The 13,989-nt window shown below is 62.2% G+C and carries 13 protein-coding genes; 2 read left to right on the top strand and 11 right to left on the bottom strand.

Features of this window, described 5'->3' with window-relative positions; translation table 11 throughout:
• Nucleotides 1-151 precede the first annotated feature (151 nt).
• The 7 genes from hpf to BLS51_RS24265 form a co-directional block, all read right to left on the bottom strand.
• Complete coding sequence (gene hpf / locus BLS51_RS24235; protein WP_090190317.1) at nt 152-508, bottom strand: ribosome hibernation-promoting factor, HPF/YfiA family; 357 nt, start codon at nt 506-508, stop codon at nt 152-154.
• Nucleotides 509-584: 76 nt separating this feature from the next.
• Complete coding sequence (locus tag BLS51_RS24240; protein ID WP_090190319.1) at nt 585-2,060, bottom strand: RNA polymerase factor sigma-54; 1,476 nt, start codon at nt 2,058-2,060, stop codon at nt 585-587.
• A 7-nt stretch (nt 2,061-2,067) separates the two neighbouring features.
• Entirely contained in the window at nt 2,068-2,820 is a 753-nt protein-coding gene (gene lptB, locus BLS51_RS24245) for an LPS export ABC transporter ATP-binding protein (protein WP_090190322.1), read from the bottom strand.
• A gap of 1 nt (nt 2,821) precedes the next feature.
• Nucleotides 2,822-3,406, bottom strand: coding sequence for a lipopolysaccharide transport periplasmic protein LptA (gene lptA, locus BLS51_RS24250; RefSeq protein ID WP_090190399.1), 585 nt, complete (start codon nt 3,404-3,406; stop codon nt 2,822-2,824).
• 17 nt (nt 3,407-3,423) lie between these two features.
• Nucleotides 3,424-4,017 carry an LPS export ABC transporter periplasmic protein LptC gene (gene lptC, locus BLS51_RS24255; RefSeq protein WP_090190325.1) on the bottom strand — a complete coding sequence of 198 codons (594 nt, stop codon included), beginning with the start codon at nt 4,015-4,017 and terminating at the stop codon, nt 3,424-3,426.
• Nucleotides 4,018-4,030: 13 nt separating this feature from the next.
• The gene (locus BLS51_RS24260) at nt 4,031-4,558 is read right to left on the bottom strand and encodes a KdsC family phosphatase (RefSeq protein ID WP_175472675.1); all 528 of its coding nucleotides are present in this window, start codon (nt 4,556-4,558) and stop codon (nt 4,031-4,033) included.
• The gene (locus tag BLS51_RS24265) at nt 4,558-5,547 is read right to left on the bottom strand and encodes a KpsF/GutQ family sugar-phosphate isomerase (protein ID WP_090190330.1); all 990 of its coding nucleotides are present in this window, start codon (nt 5,545-5,547) and stop codon (nt 4,558-4,560) included. Before BLS51_RS24265 ends, BLS51_RS24260 begins: the two co-directional genes overlap by 1 nt.
• Nucleotides 5,548-5,673: 126 nt before the next feature.
• Here BLS51_RS24265 and BLS51_RS24270 point away from each other — a divergent pair, with 126 nt between their 5' ends.
• The gene (locus BLS51_RS24270; protein WP_090190332.1) at nt 5,674-7,656 is read left to right on the top strand and encodes a monovalent cation:proton antiporter family protein; all 1,983 of its coding nucleotides are present in this window, start codon (nt 5,674-5,676) and stop codon (nt 7,654-7,656) included.
• Here BLS51_RS24270 and BLS51_RS24275 read toward each other — a convergent pair whose 3' ends face one another.
• The 4 genes from BLS51_RS24275 to BLS51_RS24290 form a co-directional block, all read right to left on the bottom strand.
• Entirely contained in the window at nt 7,657-8,760 is a 1,104-nt protein-coding gene (locus BLS51_RS24275) for an L-dopachrome tautomerase-related protein (protein WP_090190335.1), read from the bottom strand.
• Nucleotides 8,761-8,870: 110 nt separating this feature from the next.
• Nucleotides 8,871-10,043, bottom strand: a complete 1,173-nt coding sequence (locus tag BLS51_RS24280; protein WP_090190337.1) for a GGDEF domain-containing protein — start codon at nt 10,041-10,043, stop codon at nt 8,871-8,873.
• Between the two features lie 66 nt (nt 10,044-10,109).
• Nucleotides 10,110-10,961, bottom strand: coding sequence for an MOSC domain-containing protein (locus tag BLS51_RS24285; RefSeq protein ID WP_090190339.1), 852 nt, complete (start codon nt 10,959-10,961; stop codon nt 10,110-10,112).
• Nucleotide 10,962: 1 nt separating this feature from the next.
• On the bottom strand, nt 10,963-12,648 hold the full coding sequence (locus BLS51_RS24290) for an NYN domain-containing protein (protein ID WP_090190343.1): 1,686 nt from the start codon (nt 12,646-12,648) through the stop codon (nt 10,963-10,965).
• 115 nt (nt 12,649-12,763) lie between these two features.
• Here BLS51_RS24290 and BLS51_RS24295 point away from each other — a divergent pair, with 115 nt between their 5' ends.
• On the top strand, nt 12,764-13,987 hold the full coding sequence (locus tag BLS51_RS24295; RefSeq protein ID WP_090190345.1) for a glycosyltransferase family 4 protein: 1,224 nt from the start codon (nt 12,764-12,766) through the stop codon (nt 13,985-13,987).
• The last annotated feature ends 2 nt before the right edge of the window (nt 13,988-13,989 follow it).

Raw genomic sequence — 13,989 nt, forward strand, 5'->3', positions numbered from 1 at the left:
AAACATTTTTACCAACAGAACACTATATGGATTTACCGCACGTTGCGTAAACGCCAACGCAGCTTGCCAAGTATTAGGAAATCGTTTATCAAGACAGGCACAAAAAAAGGGCGTCCTTTTCGCGCCCTTTAGTTGGTGCCGGGACCGTGTATCAGACGGCGGCAGCGGGTTCGTAGCTATCCGGCATGTGCTTGATCGCGTCGCGATCATGGCCCTGGACTTTGGCTTTGTATTTCATGACCTGGCGATCCAGCTTGTCGATCAGCGTATCGATGGCGGCGTACAGGTCTTGCGAGAGGCTTTCCACGTAGACGGTTTTACCGGACAGACGCAGATTGATTTCAGCCTTCTGGCGTTTCTCTTTCTCTTTAAGGTTATCGACCGTCAGGATGACGGCAATATCAATCACTTGATCAAAGTGGCGGGTGACACGTTCCAGTTTATTCTGCACGTATTCGCGAATAGCTGCGGTCACTTCGAGATGATGTCCACTGATGGTGAGATTCATACACACTCCTAAAGATAAGTCGCTTCTGACGGTTAGTGCGTTGCCCCTTGCTGCCGGGCGCGCAGGAACCAAGTAACTACAAAGACTTGCGGAGGCTGACTGGCGGGATTTTGAGAGCTTCGCGATATTTGGCAACAGTGCGTCGCGCAATCACCATGCCCTGTTCTCCCAGCATGTCCGCAATCTTACTGTCGGATAAAGGATTTTTCGGGTCTTCAGCTCCTGTTAGTTGCACGATCAATGCGCGTATCGCCGTCGAACTTGCTTCCCCGCCAGCTTCGGTGGCGACATGGCTACCAAAGAAATATTTCAACTCAAACATGCCGTGCGGGGTCAGCATATATTTTTGAGTTGTTACGCGAGAAATTGTGCTCTCGTGTAAACCCAGTGTATCAGCAATTTCGCGAAGCACAAGGGGGCGCATCGCCACCGCGCCGTGCGAGAAAAAGTTCTTTTGTCTTTCTACTATCGCTTGCGCCACGCGCAGGATGGTGTCGAAACGCTGGCGCATATTCTTGATCAGCCACTTGGCTTCCTGCAGCTGCGCGCCCATCGCGCTTTCGCCCTTGCCCTGCTTCAGCAGGTTGGCGTACATGGCGTTGACGCGCAGGCGCGGCATGACGTCGTTGTTCAGGCTGACCTGCCAGCCATTGCGCGACTTCTTGACGATCACGTCCGGCACCACGTAGTCCGACACGTCCGACGCGAAGGCAGCGCCCGGATGCGGGTTGCACTGGCGGATCACGGCCTGCGCTTCGCGCAAGTCTTCATCGTCGCACAGCAGCGCTTTTTTCAGCTTGTTGAAGTCGCGCTGCGCGAACCAGGCGAGGTGATTCTCGACAATGGCCAGCGCCATGCGCCGCGTCACCATGGGCACGCCAGGCAAGCGCTTGATCTGCAGCGCCAGACATTCGGCGGCATTGCGCGCACCCACTCCCATCGGATCGAAACTTTGCAGCAGGCTCAGCGCCGTCTGCAGTTCCTCGATTTCCACTTCCAGCTCTTCCGGCAGACGCGCGTGGATTTCCTCCAGCGATTCTTCCAGATAGCCGTTCTCATCGAGCGCGTCGATCATCAGCTCGACCAGTGCGCGGTCACGCATTTCCAGCACAGTGACGCGCATCTGTTCCATCAGGTGTTCGCGCAGCGTGCAGTGGTGCGCTTCCAGTTGCGGACGTGCTTCCTCGTCGTCGCTGTTCTTGCTGCGGCCGGAATCGCCCCAGTCCATGTCGGCGTCGGGCGTGGTGCTTTCAGTATCGGCGGCCGGGCCGTCATAGTTGTCGGCTTCGGCTGCTGGCGCATCGCCTTGCGGCGGGCCTTCGGCCGGCGCTTCGCCAGCCGGCGCCTGCTGGCTGATGGCGCCATCGGCCAGCAGGCGCAGCGAGTGATCGAGCGGATCGTCAAGGCGCTCCAGCAGCGGGTTATCGGTCAGCAGCTGTTCGAGTTCCTGGTGCAGCTCCAGCGTCGACAGTTGCAGCAGCCGGATCGACTGTTGCAGTTGTGGCGTCAACGCGAGGTGCTGCGACGTGCGCAGTTGCAGAGACTGTTTCATGTAAGGCTTACATACGGAAATGTTCACCCAGGTAGACGCGACGCACCGACTCGTTGGCGATGATGTCGTCCGGACGGCCTGATGCCAGCACCGAGCCCTGGTTGATGATATATGCGCGGTCGCAGATGCCCAGCGTCTCGCGCACATTGTGATCGGTAATGAGGACGCCGATATTGCGTTCCTTGAGGAAGCGCACAATGCGCTGGATCTCAATCACGGCAATCGGGTCGACCCCGGCGAAAGGTTCATCGAGCAGCACGAAGCGCGGATTGGTGGCCAGTGCGCGCGCGATCTCGACGCGGCGGCGCTCGCCACCGGACAGCGATAGCGCCTGGTTCTCGCGCAGCTTTTCGATTTGCAAATCGGCCAACAGGGTATTCAGCCGTTCATCAATGTCAGCCTTGGGTAAAGGCTTGCCGTCGACTTTCTGGATTTCGAGGACGGCGCGGATATTCTCTTCCACAGTCAGCTTGCGGAATACCGACGCTTCCTGCGGCAGATAGGACAAGCCCATGGTCGCACGGCGGTGGATCGGCAGCGAGGAAATATCGGTGCCGCTGATATCGATGGTGCCGGCATCCGACGGCACCAGGCCGACGATCATGTAGAACGAGGTGGTCTTGCCGGCGCCGTTCGGGCCCAGCAGGCCGACCACTTCGCCGCACTCCACTTGCAGCGAAACGTCATGCACCACCTGGCGCTTGCCGTAGGTCTTCTGCAAGCCTTTGACGATCAGGGTGCTACCGCAGCTTGGTTCCATCTTATTTCCCCGGTGCAGGCTGATTGGTCGGCGCCGGCGTGGCAGACGGCGTCGCCAGCTTGTTCGACGGCTGGATCACCATCGTGCTGCGGCCGCCGCCGGCCTGGCTCTCGCCGCTCGGGGTGTTCTTCACCGCAAAGAATTCCTTGCGGCTGTCGTAGGAAATGAATTCGCCGTCCACCTGGCTGGCGGTCTTCGGCCCTTCCAGCTTCTTGATCTGCGCCTTGGCGAACAGCTTGACCAGCTCGGTCTTGTTGTCGTATTCGATGCGGTCGGCCTTGCCCTCGACCCACTGGTCGCCGGGACCATCCATCTTCTGACGGAAGGTCGCCTGCACGCCCGGGCCGCTGTGCAGGACGACAAACTGATAGCCTTCCGGATCTTCGGTCACCACCGCTTTCGGCGACTTCATCAGCAGTGTGCCGCGTGTCAGCACAACGTTGCCGGTGAAGGTCTTGACCTGCTTGACGTCGTCAGCGTCCAGCTGGTCAAAGGTGATCTGGGTCGGCTTGGTGGAATCGGCCTTTTCCGCCTGCGCCACACAGGCCACCAGCGCCAGCACGGCGGAGAATAACAGTTTGTTCATGTTCATCATTCGTTCCTTCATTTTGCCGCGCGTGGCGGCGTCGTAATCGTTCCGCGGCCGCCCAGTTCGATCTGGCGGCTGGCGTTATTGGCCTTCATGCCAGTGCCGGTGGCGGTCGATGTGCCGGCCAGCATCTCGACTTTGGCGTCGGTTTCCATGCGTTCTTCATCCGGATACACGGTCAGCGTACTGGTCTTCAGGCGCAGCTCCTGCGCCTGCTTGTTGGCGGGCCGGACCACGTCCACATTACCACTCAGCCGCACGCGCGTATTGTTCTGATCCACATAAGCGGTCTGCGCGTGGATATTCATCGGCGGCTGGCCGGACGACAGGCTGTGCACCAAAGGCTTGTCGATCACCGACAGGTCGCCGACCGGGTGATGGGTCAGCCGGTCGCCGGACACGATGTAGGCCGGCTGGCCGTTCTTGTTCATGCGTACCGTGCTGAAGCGATCGATGATGTAGTCCGGTTCCTCGCGGAATTTGTCGGCGCCCGCTCCCTGGCCGGACTGGTTGACCACCTGCACCAGCCAGAAGCTGCCGACGGCGACAAACACGCCACTGATCATGATCAGCGTCAGCTGCCAGCGGTGTGCTGTTCTTTTACGCATGATTAATCCTTGTTCAAACCAGGAATTGTGCCATCACGCGCGCATAGCTGCCTTGCGCATGCATCAGCAGTTCGCACACTTCGCGCACCGCGCCCTTGCCGCCGAAGGCGACGGTGGTGTGGTGGGCGCGTTCCAGCACTTCCTTGCGGCCATTTGGCACCGCCACGGCAAAGCCGACGCGCGCCAGGATCGGCAGATCGACTACGTCGTCGCCGATGAAGCCGACCTGCTCGGCCGTCAGGCCGGTCTTTTCCAGCAGCGCGTTAAACGGCGTCAGCTTGTCATGGCCGCCCTGGTGCAGATGGCTGATGCCGAGGTCGGCGGCGCGCTTGATCACCTGCGGCGAAGTGCGTGCGCTGATGATGGCGGTCTGAATGCCGGCTTCCTGGATCAGCTTGATGCCCAGGCCGTCCTGGACGTTGAAGGTCTTCAGCGCTTCGCCGTCGGCACCATAGTGCAGGCTGCCGTCGGTCAGCACGCCGTCGACGTCGAAAATCATCAGCTTGACGCGCGCGGCGCGTTCCAGATAAGTCATCGTCATCAGATCACCTTTGCGCGGGTCAGGTCATGGATGTGCAGCGCGCCGACCAGTTTGCCTTCGGCATCGGTCACCAGCATCTGGTTGATGCGGTATTGCTCCATGATGGCCACCGCATCCACCGCCATTTTTTCCGGCGAGATGCTGCGCGGATTGGCGTGCATGACATCACCGATGACGACCTTGCTGAAGTCCTGAACTTTCTCGATCATGCGGCGCAGGTCGCCGTCGGTGAACACGCCAACCGGCTTGTTGCCGGCATCGACAATGGCGGTCATGCCCATGCCCTTCTGGGTGATTTCCAGCAGCGCATCGGTCAGCCTGACGTCGGCGGTGACGCTTGGCACGGCATCGCCGCTGCGCATCACGTCTTTCACATGGGTCAGCAGGCGGCGGCCCAGCGCGCCGCCAGGGTGCGAGCGGGCGAAATCTTCTTCCTTGAAGCCACGCAGGTCCAGCAGCGCCACGGCCAATGCATCGCCCAGCGCCAGCGTCACGGTGGTCGAGGTGGTCGGCGCCAGGTTCATCGGGCAGGCTTCCTTGGCCACCGCCACGTTCAGGTGGACATCGGCGATGGTGGCCAGGCTGGAGCCCGGCTTGCCGGTCATGGCGATGACCTTGCTGCCCATGCGCTTGACCACCGGCAGGATGGTCATCAGTTCCGCGCTTTCGCCGGAATAGGAAATGGCAATAAAGGCATCCTCGGCGGTGACCATGCCGAGGTCGCCATGCGCGGCTTCGGCCGGATGGACGAACAGCGCCGGCGTGCCGGTGGACGCCAGCGTCGCAGCGATCTTGCGGCCGATATGGCCGGACTTGCCGATGCCGGACACCACCACGCGCCCCTTGCAATTCAGCAACAGGGAAATCGCCTGGACCAGGCTATCGTCATTTTCCAGGCGCGCATTCAGCGCATTGATGGCATCCGCTTCGTTCTGCAGGGTGTCTCGGGCAAGACGCAGTGCCGTTTTTGCATCAAAAACTTTCAGCATTGTTTTTTCATGGGTTACACTCATGCCCAAGTATAGCCGAATTGAGAAAGCAAAAAACTTGCCAGTCACAACATAACGCGCTAGCACACCGCAAACAACGAACTTTTTTTTACTGGCGATGTTGAAATGACGTTTTCACCTCTGGAATTAACCCTGTTGTTGCTGGGAAGCGCCGTCCTCGGCGTGGTGGCTTTCCGCATGATGCACCTGCCGCCGATGCTTGGCTACCTGACCGTCGGCATCCTGATCGGCCCGCACGCGCTGGGCCTGGCCGAGCAGAGCGAAACCACCCACGGCCTGGCCGAATTCGGCGTGGTGTTCCTGATGTTCTCGATCGGCCTCGAATTCTCGCTGCCCAAATTGAAGGCGATGCGCTCCATCGTGTTCGGGCTGGGGCTGGCGCAGGTAGTGCTCACTATCATTGCCACCATGATATTTGGCTGGGCACTGGCCACCCAGCTGCCGCCGCATCTGCAAATTTCGTGGCAAGCTTCGTTCGCCCTCGGCGGTGCGCTGGCCATGTCGTCCACCGCCATCGTGGTCAAGATGCTGACCGAGCGGCTGGAGCTGGAATCCGAACATGGGCGCAAAATCATCGGCATCCTGCTGTTCCAGGATCTGGCGGTGGTGCCGCTGCTGATCCTGATCCCGTCGCTGGGCGAGCGTCCGGAAGCGCTGGCCGAAACGCTGGCCTGGGCCAGCCTGAAGGCGGTGGTGGTGCTGGCCCTGCTGTTCGTGGTCGGCCACAAGGTCACGCGCGGCTGGTTCACCATCGTGGTCAAGCGCCGCTCGCAGGAACTGTTCATGCTGAACCTGTTGCTGGTGGTGATGGCGGCCGCCTGGATCACCGAGCGCGCCGGCCTGTCGCTCGCGCTGGGCGCCTTCGTGGCCGGCATGCTGATCTCCGAAACCGAGTTCCGCCACCAGGTGGAAGAAGACATCAAGCCGTTCCGCGACGTGCTGCTGGGGCTGTTCTTCATCACCATCGGCATGCTGCTGAACCTGCGCCTGGTGCTGGAAAACTGGTGGCTGGTGCTGCTGTTGCTGTTGCTGCCGGTGGTGATGAAATTCGCGCTGATCGCCGGCCTGGCCAAGCTGTTCGGCTCGTCGGATGGCGTGTCGATGCGCACCGGCCTGGCGCTGGCGCAGGCCGGCGAGTTCGGCTTCGTGCTGCTGAACCTGGCGGCCGACCATCACCTGATGGAATCGTATGTGGTGCAGGTGGTGCTGGCGTCGATGGTGCTGTCGATGCTGCTGGCGCCGTTCATCATTGCGCAATCGGACCGCATCGTCATGAAATTCTCCAGCAACGAATGGATGATGCAGTCGCTGGCGCTGACCAAGATCGCCAGCCGCACCATGAAGAGCAACAAGCACGTGCTGGTGTGCGGCTTCGGCCGCAGCGGCCAGAGCCTGGCGACCCTGCTGTCCGAGGAAAAGATCGATTACCACGCGCTGGACCTCGATCCCGAACGGGTGCAGGTGGCGCAGACCGCCGGCGCCCACGTCTCGTATGGCGACGCCGCCCGGCGCGAAAGCCTGGTGGCGGCCGGCATCTACCGCGCCTCGGCCGTGGTCATCACCTACGCCGACACGCGCTCGGCGCTGAAAGTGCTGCACCAGGTGCATGAGCTGACGCCGACCTTGCCGGTGATCGTCCGCTCGCACGACGATACCGATCTCGACAAGCTGAAAGAAGCCGGGGCCGCCGAAGTGGTGCCGGAGCTGATGGAGGGCAGCCTGATGCTGGCCTCGCACGCACTGGTGATGCTGGGCGTGCCGCTGCGCCGCGTGGTGCACCGCGTGCAGGCGGCGCGTGAGGAGCGTTACGCCTCGCTGCGCGGCTACTTCCACGGCATGAGCGACGTCGAAGAAGAAGCCGACCTGGAGCGCCTGCACACCGTCACGCTGACCGGCAGCGCCGGCAGCATCGGCCGCACGCTGGGATCGCTGGACGTGGCAAGTTCAGGCGCCGAAGTCGCCAGCATCCGCCGCGGCATGAGCGGCGTCGAAGTCACTGCCGACACCGTGCTGCAAGCCGGCGACGTGGTGGTCGTACGCGGCGTTGCCGAAGCCGTCAGCCGCGCCGAACAACGCCTGCTCCGCTAGCTAGTAGGCTGGTTTGGCGTTGATTTTTACGCGGTACAGGCCGTAGGGCTTTTCACGCTGGTCTTTGCCGCCATGGAAGCCGGCCTGGCGGTGCAGCTGGTTGGCGGTGAAGTACAGATAGTCATCCGGTCCGATCGACAGCGTATCCGGCCACAGCAGACGGCTATCGCTGGCCAGCGTGCTCCAGCTGCCGTCCGGCGCGCGCTTGCGGATGCTGTTGTGCTCGTAATCGCTGGCGTACACCGCGCCATCCGCATCCGCTTCGAGGCCATCCGACGCGCCCTTCTCGCCCAGGTCTTTCACCGCCGCCGCCAGTTGTGTTTCGCTGACCGCCGGGTCGCGCAGCAAAGCGGTGGGCACCGAATACAAATGCCGGCTGGACAAGGGGCTGTAATACAAGGTCGCGCCATCGGCTGACAAAGCGATGCCGTCGGATGCCACCGTGAACGGCTGGCTGCTGCCATCCGCATTGCGCACCTTCATGATTTCGCCCTCCACCACCGGCACAAAGGCGGGATCTGGCGACGTCGACACGTGGCCACTCAGGCGCCGCACGGCCTTGCCGCTGACCAGATCCAGCACGATGATCGCGCCCGGTCCGCTGAGCGAGGAATCGGTGACGTAGGCAGTGCCGGTGCGGTGGTCAAAGCGCACGTCATTGACGTAGGTGGTCGGCAGGATCACATTGGCCGGAAACACCACGGTCCGCGCCACCTGGTCGGTCTTCAGGTCGATACCCACCAGTTTCGGGCCGCCTGGCTTGGGTGCGGCAAAGCCGGGGGCGGCCGTATCCAGCACCCACAGCATGCCCTGGCCATCCGCCACCACGCTCTGCACGCTGGCGAAGCTACGGTTGGCGTCAATGCCCGGATAAGGCACCAGCCGGCCATCACGAATCTCGCCGACACCGAAAGGCACGTCATCGCCCCATTGCGGGAAGTTGACGAAAATGCGGCCACTCTCGGCAACGCTGACGCCGGTGGGCATCGCGCCACCGAAGGCGAACACCTGTTCGGCCTGGCCGACAGGACGTTCTTGCGGCGACGCCTGCGCGGCCAGGGAAAATGCCAGCGCGAGGCCGGCGACGATACGGCTAAGGTTCATGATCTGCCCTTTCAAAAGAAGTTGCAGCCATGTTATTACCAGCCTCAGTTCAGATAAACCACCTTAAACCGATAACTCTTTCAAAGAAAAGCTGAAAATACCTGCCAGCCTCACTCCTCGCCTCGGTAGCTGATGACGCGATTACGGCCACCTTCCTTGGCGTCATACAGCAGGTCGTCGGCGCGTTCGATCAGGTCGCGGGCAATGGTTTCCGGCTCGCCTTCGGCAGCGCCCGCCTCCAGGCAAGCCACGCCGATCGATACCGTCACCGACAGCTGCAGCGATGGCGACAGCACAATCATGCTGCCCGCCACGCTGGCGCGGATGCGCTCGGCGACGAAAGCAGCGCTTTCCAGGTTGGCGTCGATCAGCAGCACGACAAATTCCTCGCCGCCGAAACGCGCCAGCGCGTCCGAGGTGCGCAGCTCGTTCTTGATGCGCGCCGCCACTTCGCGCAGCACTTCATCGCCACCACCATGGCCAACCGTGTCGTTGACGCGCTTGAAGTGGTCGATGTCGATGTACATGAAGGAAATCGGATACTTCTGCCGGCGCGACCGCGCAATCTCTTCCAGCAGGCGGCGGTCGATATAGCGGCGGTTGTACACGCCGGTCAGCGAATCGGTCAGCCCGATGTACTTGAGCATCTCATTGCTGATGACGTTTTCCAGGCAGATGGCGATGATCGACGCCATATGTTCGATGAAATCCGTACCCAGGCTGGGCGTGAAGCGGGTCGGGTCGCAGCTGCCCAGGTTCAGGCTGCCGATGATGCGCTTGTTGCGCAGCAGCGGCACCATGGCCACGCTTTGCAGGCCGGCCGGCGCGTTCGGGAACGATGGCGCATGGCGCAGTTTGTCATACATGCCCAGCAGCGGCTTCGGCGTCGGTGAGTAGGCGTTGCGGCGGCCCAGGTCGAAACCCAGCTGGTCCAGCGTTTCGACAAAGATCAGGCCAGGGAAATCCGCAAACACCACATCCAGCTTGAGCATGACGGTGCGGATGTCGGCGTCCTCGTCGATCAGGGTCAGGGTGACGCTATCAAGTTCGGAAATTACCGGCAGCACGCGGAAGATGGTGCCGACCAGTTCGGGGAAATTGCTGGCGCTGACGATTTCCAGATCAAACGCCTGGTGGCGCGTCATGATCGCGTGGTTGCGCTCCGCCTGTTCCAGCAGGTAGGCCATGCGCGCGCGCAATGCCCGGTTTTCGGCCGCCAGATCATGCGCTTGTCCGGCGTGATCGGTTTGAGGCGGAAGTTTCCCGGTTGCGGTGTGCGTCATCGTTGGCCTTTCTTGCGTACCCTGTCACATTACGCCAAGTTGCGCCGCTTGGGAATGCTTGAAGTATCAAAACGCCAAGCTTACTTCAATTTCTTGTCCTACGCGCACACGCTGGTCCTCGCCGGCGATCAAAATGGCGTTCATGCCGAAGCACAGCGCGCCTTCCAGCTCGGGCTTGGCACGGTAACTTTGCATGATGTCCATCGGGTCTGGACCAAATTCGCCAGTGGCCTGGTCGACCGACGGCATCGGGCAGCGGGGGCATGGCTTGACGGGTTTCAGCAGCACTTCGCCGATCTGGTAGGACTCGGCGTAGTCTTCTTCAAAGGCTTCGATGCCGTCAATGACCAGGTTCGGGCGGAAGCGGTTCATCGGCAAGGCCTGGCGGCCGGCGGCGATCAGCTTCTGGTTCAGGTCTTCGAGGGAGGCTTCGCCCGCCACCAGGATCGGATAGCCGTCGGAGAACATGGTGGTGGCTTGCACGCCGTTGGTCCATTTGGTGCTGACCGGGCGTTCGGCGTTGGCGTGGAAGCGCGCCAGACGGCATGGCGTGCCGACCGCCCTGGTGAACCATTCAGCGGTCAAGGCGTCGCAATCGTAGGCCAGCACGGTGTCTTCCCACAGACGCGTGGTCAGGGTTGGCGCAGTGGCCGGGTCCGGCAGGCCGAGCGGGATTTCCAGGCGCAGCATGCCGGGTGCCTGCACTTCCAGCGTTGTGCCTTTCAGCGCAGGCTTGATCAGCGCCATACGCGGATGTTCGCGCTGCGTGAGGCACATGCCATTTTCATCCACCACCATCCATTCCCGATCGTAGATCTGCTCAGTCATGAGGCCTAGCGAGGTCACGGTGGCTTCCTGCAACGACAGGCCGGCGCAGGACTTGATCGGGTACAGCGTGATGGCGGACAAGACGGGCATCTTATTCCTCGGCTGGCGCGGCGGCTTTCGGCGGACGCGGCGTGCGCGCGGCAGGCTTGCGGGCCGGCTTGCCGGCATTCGCTGGCTTGGCGGTGCCCGCAGGTTTGGTCTGGCCGGCGCGCTTGGCGGCATCGGCTGGCTTGGCGCCCCCCGCTGGCTTGCCCGCATCCGCAGGCTTGCCCGCGTCGGCCGATTGGACTGCACCGGCAGGCTTGCCCGCGTCGGCCGATTGGACCGCACTGGCAGGCTTGCCCGCGTCGGCCGACTGGACTGCACCGGCAGGCTTGCCCGCGTCGGCTTGTTGGGCTGGACCTGCTGGCTTGGCCTTGGACCTGGCGTTAGGTTTGCCCTTCGCTGGCTTGGCCGGCTTGGCTTCGGCCACCGCAGTTGGCGGCACGTCGGCCGGCATCGGCGCTGGCGCAGCTTCCGCCGCTGCGGCAGCGACGCGTTCGGCCGGCGCGGTAGCGACTTCCACCTCGGCGGCAGCCTTGTCCTTCCTGGCGGCGTTCTTCAGCTTGCGTGCCGGCGGCTTGGGGCCATTTTTTTTCTTGGCAGGCGCAGGCACGACGGTTTCGACTGGCAGGTCAACGGCGGCTTCTAGCACGACTGGCGTCGCTTCCAGCGTCACAACATCAGATGGCGTGCGATCCACCGGCTGCTCGTCAGCCGGTGCGGCATCCTGCGGCGCCGACGGGCCACGTTGCTGCTGCACCTGGCGCTGGGCCTGACGCTCGGCAAAGCGTTCCGCTGCGGTACGGCCACGATTGCGGCTACGGCGCGATTCCTGGCCACCGTCACCCGCTTGCGCTGGCGAAGTCGGCGCGCCATCCACCGCTATCGCCGGCGTTTCACCCACTGGCTGCGACACGCCGCTGCCACGGTAAACATACGCACCCGACTTCTCGTCACGGCCAAATTCCAGGTAGCCGCGCGCCTTGCATTCCTCGATCAGATTGCCGAAAGTGCGGAAACCATAGTACGACTCGCTGAAGTCCGGCTTGCGGCGCTTGATCGCCTCCTTCAACACCGACGCCCAGATCTTGCCGCTGTCGCCACGCTCCAGCACCAGTGCCTCGAAAGTATCAACGGCGATCTCCACCGCCTGATTGCGGCGTTTTTCCATCTCGTCGCGGCGTGCACGCTCCTCTTCCGGCGTGCGCTTGACCTGCGGCTTGCTGTCGGCATTGGCCTCGCGCTTGGCGCGGCGGCTCTCGCGCACCAGGTCGTCGTAGAAAATGAACTCATCGCAGTTGGCCACCAGCAGATCGGAAGTCGACTGCTTGACGCCAACGCCAATCACCTTCTTGGCGTTCTCGCGCAGCTTGGACACCAGCGGCGAAAAGTCGGAATCACCGGAAATGATGACAAAGGTGTCCACGTGCGACTTGGTGTAGCACAAGTCCAGCGCATCGACCACCATGCGGATATCGGCGGAATTCTTGCCGGACTGGCGCACGTGCGGGATTTCAATCAGCTCGAAGTTGGCTTCATGCATGGGCGCCTTGAAACCCTTGTAGCGGTCCCAGTCGCAATAGGCTTTCTTGACTACAATGCTGCCCTTGAGCAGCAAGCGTTCCAGCACCGGCTTGATATCGAACTTGTCGTAATTGGCGTCGCGCACGCCGAGCGCCACGTTTTCAAAATCGCAGAACAGCGCCATGCTGACGTTTTCGTTGGAGGAAGCCATGAAGAGTGTTTTCTAATGTAGGGGTAAAGCGGGCAATCCGGCGATTATAACCCGCCTGACGCCGCCCCCTGCACGATATACTGACAGTTGGCAACGATCCACCCACAGGCGTCCCTTGCGCAAATACTTATTCATCCACCAGAACTTCCCTGGCCAGTTCAAGCATCTGGCGCCGGCACTGGCCGCCCAGGGGCACGAAGTCGTCGGCCTGGGCATGAATCAACTCACCCTGCCATTGCCCGGCGTGCGCTATATTCGCCACGACGCCAGGGCAACACCGCAAGGCCCGCGTGCACCGTCGCAACTGAAGGATTTATACAGCAAGGTACTGCGCGGCGAGTCCGCAGCAACGCAACTGGCGGCGCTGAAGCAACAGGGCTTTGCGCCGGACGTGGTGTTCGTCCATCCGGGCTGGGGCGAAGCGCTGTTCGTCAAGGACGTGTTTCCCAAGGCCCGCCTGCTGATCTACGCCGAGTATTACTACAGCGGCGAAGGTGGCGACGCCTTCTTCGATCCGGAATTCTCCCAGCACAGCCTGGAAGGCTTGCAGCGTCTGCGGCTGCGCAACACCCACCTGCTGCACGCCATGTCGGTGGCCGATGCTGCGCTGTCGCCCACCACCTTCCAGCGCGACCGCCACCCTGCCTGGTTCCGCGACCGCATCAGCGTCATCCACGACGGCATCGACACCCAGCGTTTCCGTCCCGACCCGCGCGCCTATGTGCAACTCCAGGCCGCCGGCCTGACGCTGCGTCCCGGCGACGAAGTGGTGGTGTTTGTCGCGCGCCAGCTGGAGCCTTATCGCGGCTACCACATCTTCATGCGCGCCCTGCCAGAGCTGATGCGGCAACGGCCCAACGCGCGCGTGGTCATCGTCGGCGGCGACGGCGTCAGCTACGGCGCAGCGCCGCCGGCGGGCAAAAGCTGGAAACAGATCTTCCTCGACGAAGTGAAGGACCAGCTGGACATGCGCCGCATCCACTTTGTCGGCAAGGTGCCGCACGCCACGCTGACGCAGCTGATGCAGGTGGCAGCCGTGTACACTTACCTGACCTACCCGTTCGTGCTGTCCTGGTCGCTGATGGAAGCGATGAGCTGCGGCTGCCTGATCGTCGCCTCGAAGACGGCGCCGGTGGAGGAAGTCATCACGCACGGCCACAACGGCCTGCTGACCGACTTTTTCGATCCGCAGGCGCTGGCCGCCACCGTGGCCGATGCGCTGGCGCGCCGCGCAGACTTGCAACACCTGCGCGACGCCGCCCGCCAGACCATCATCGAACGCTACGACATGCAGCGCTGCATGCCGGCGCTGCTGCGCTTTGTCCAGCCTGAAGCCTGAGC

Origin of the sequence: Duganella sp. OV510 (assembly GCF_900100205.1) — a bacterium.
GTDB lineage: Bacteria > Pseudomonadota > Gammaproteobacteria > Burkholderiales > Burkholderiaceae_D > Rugamonas.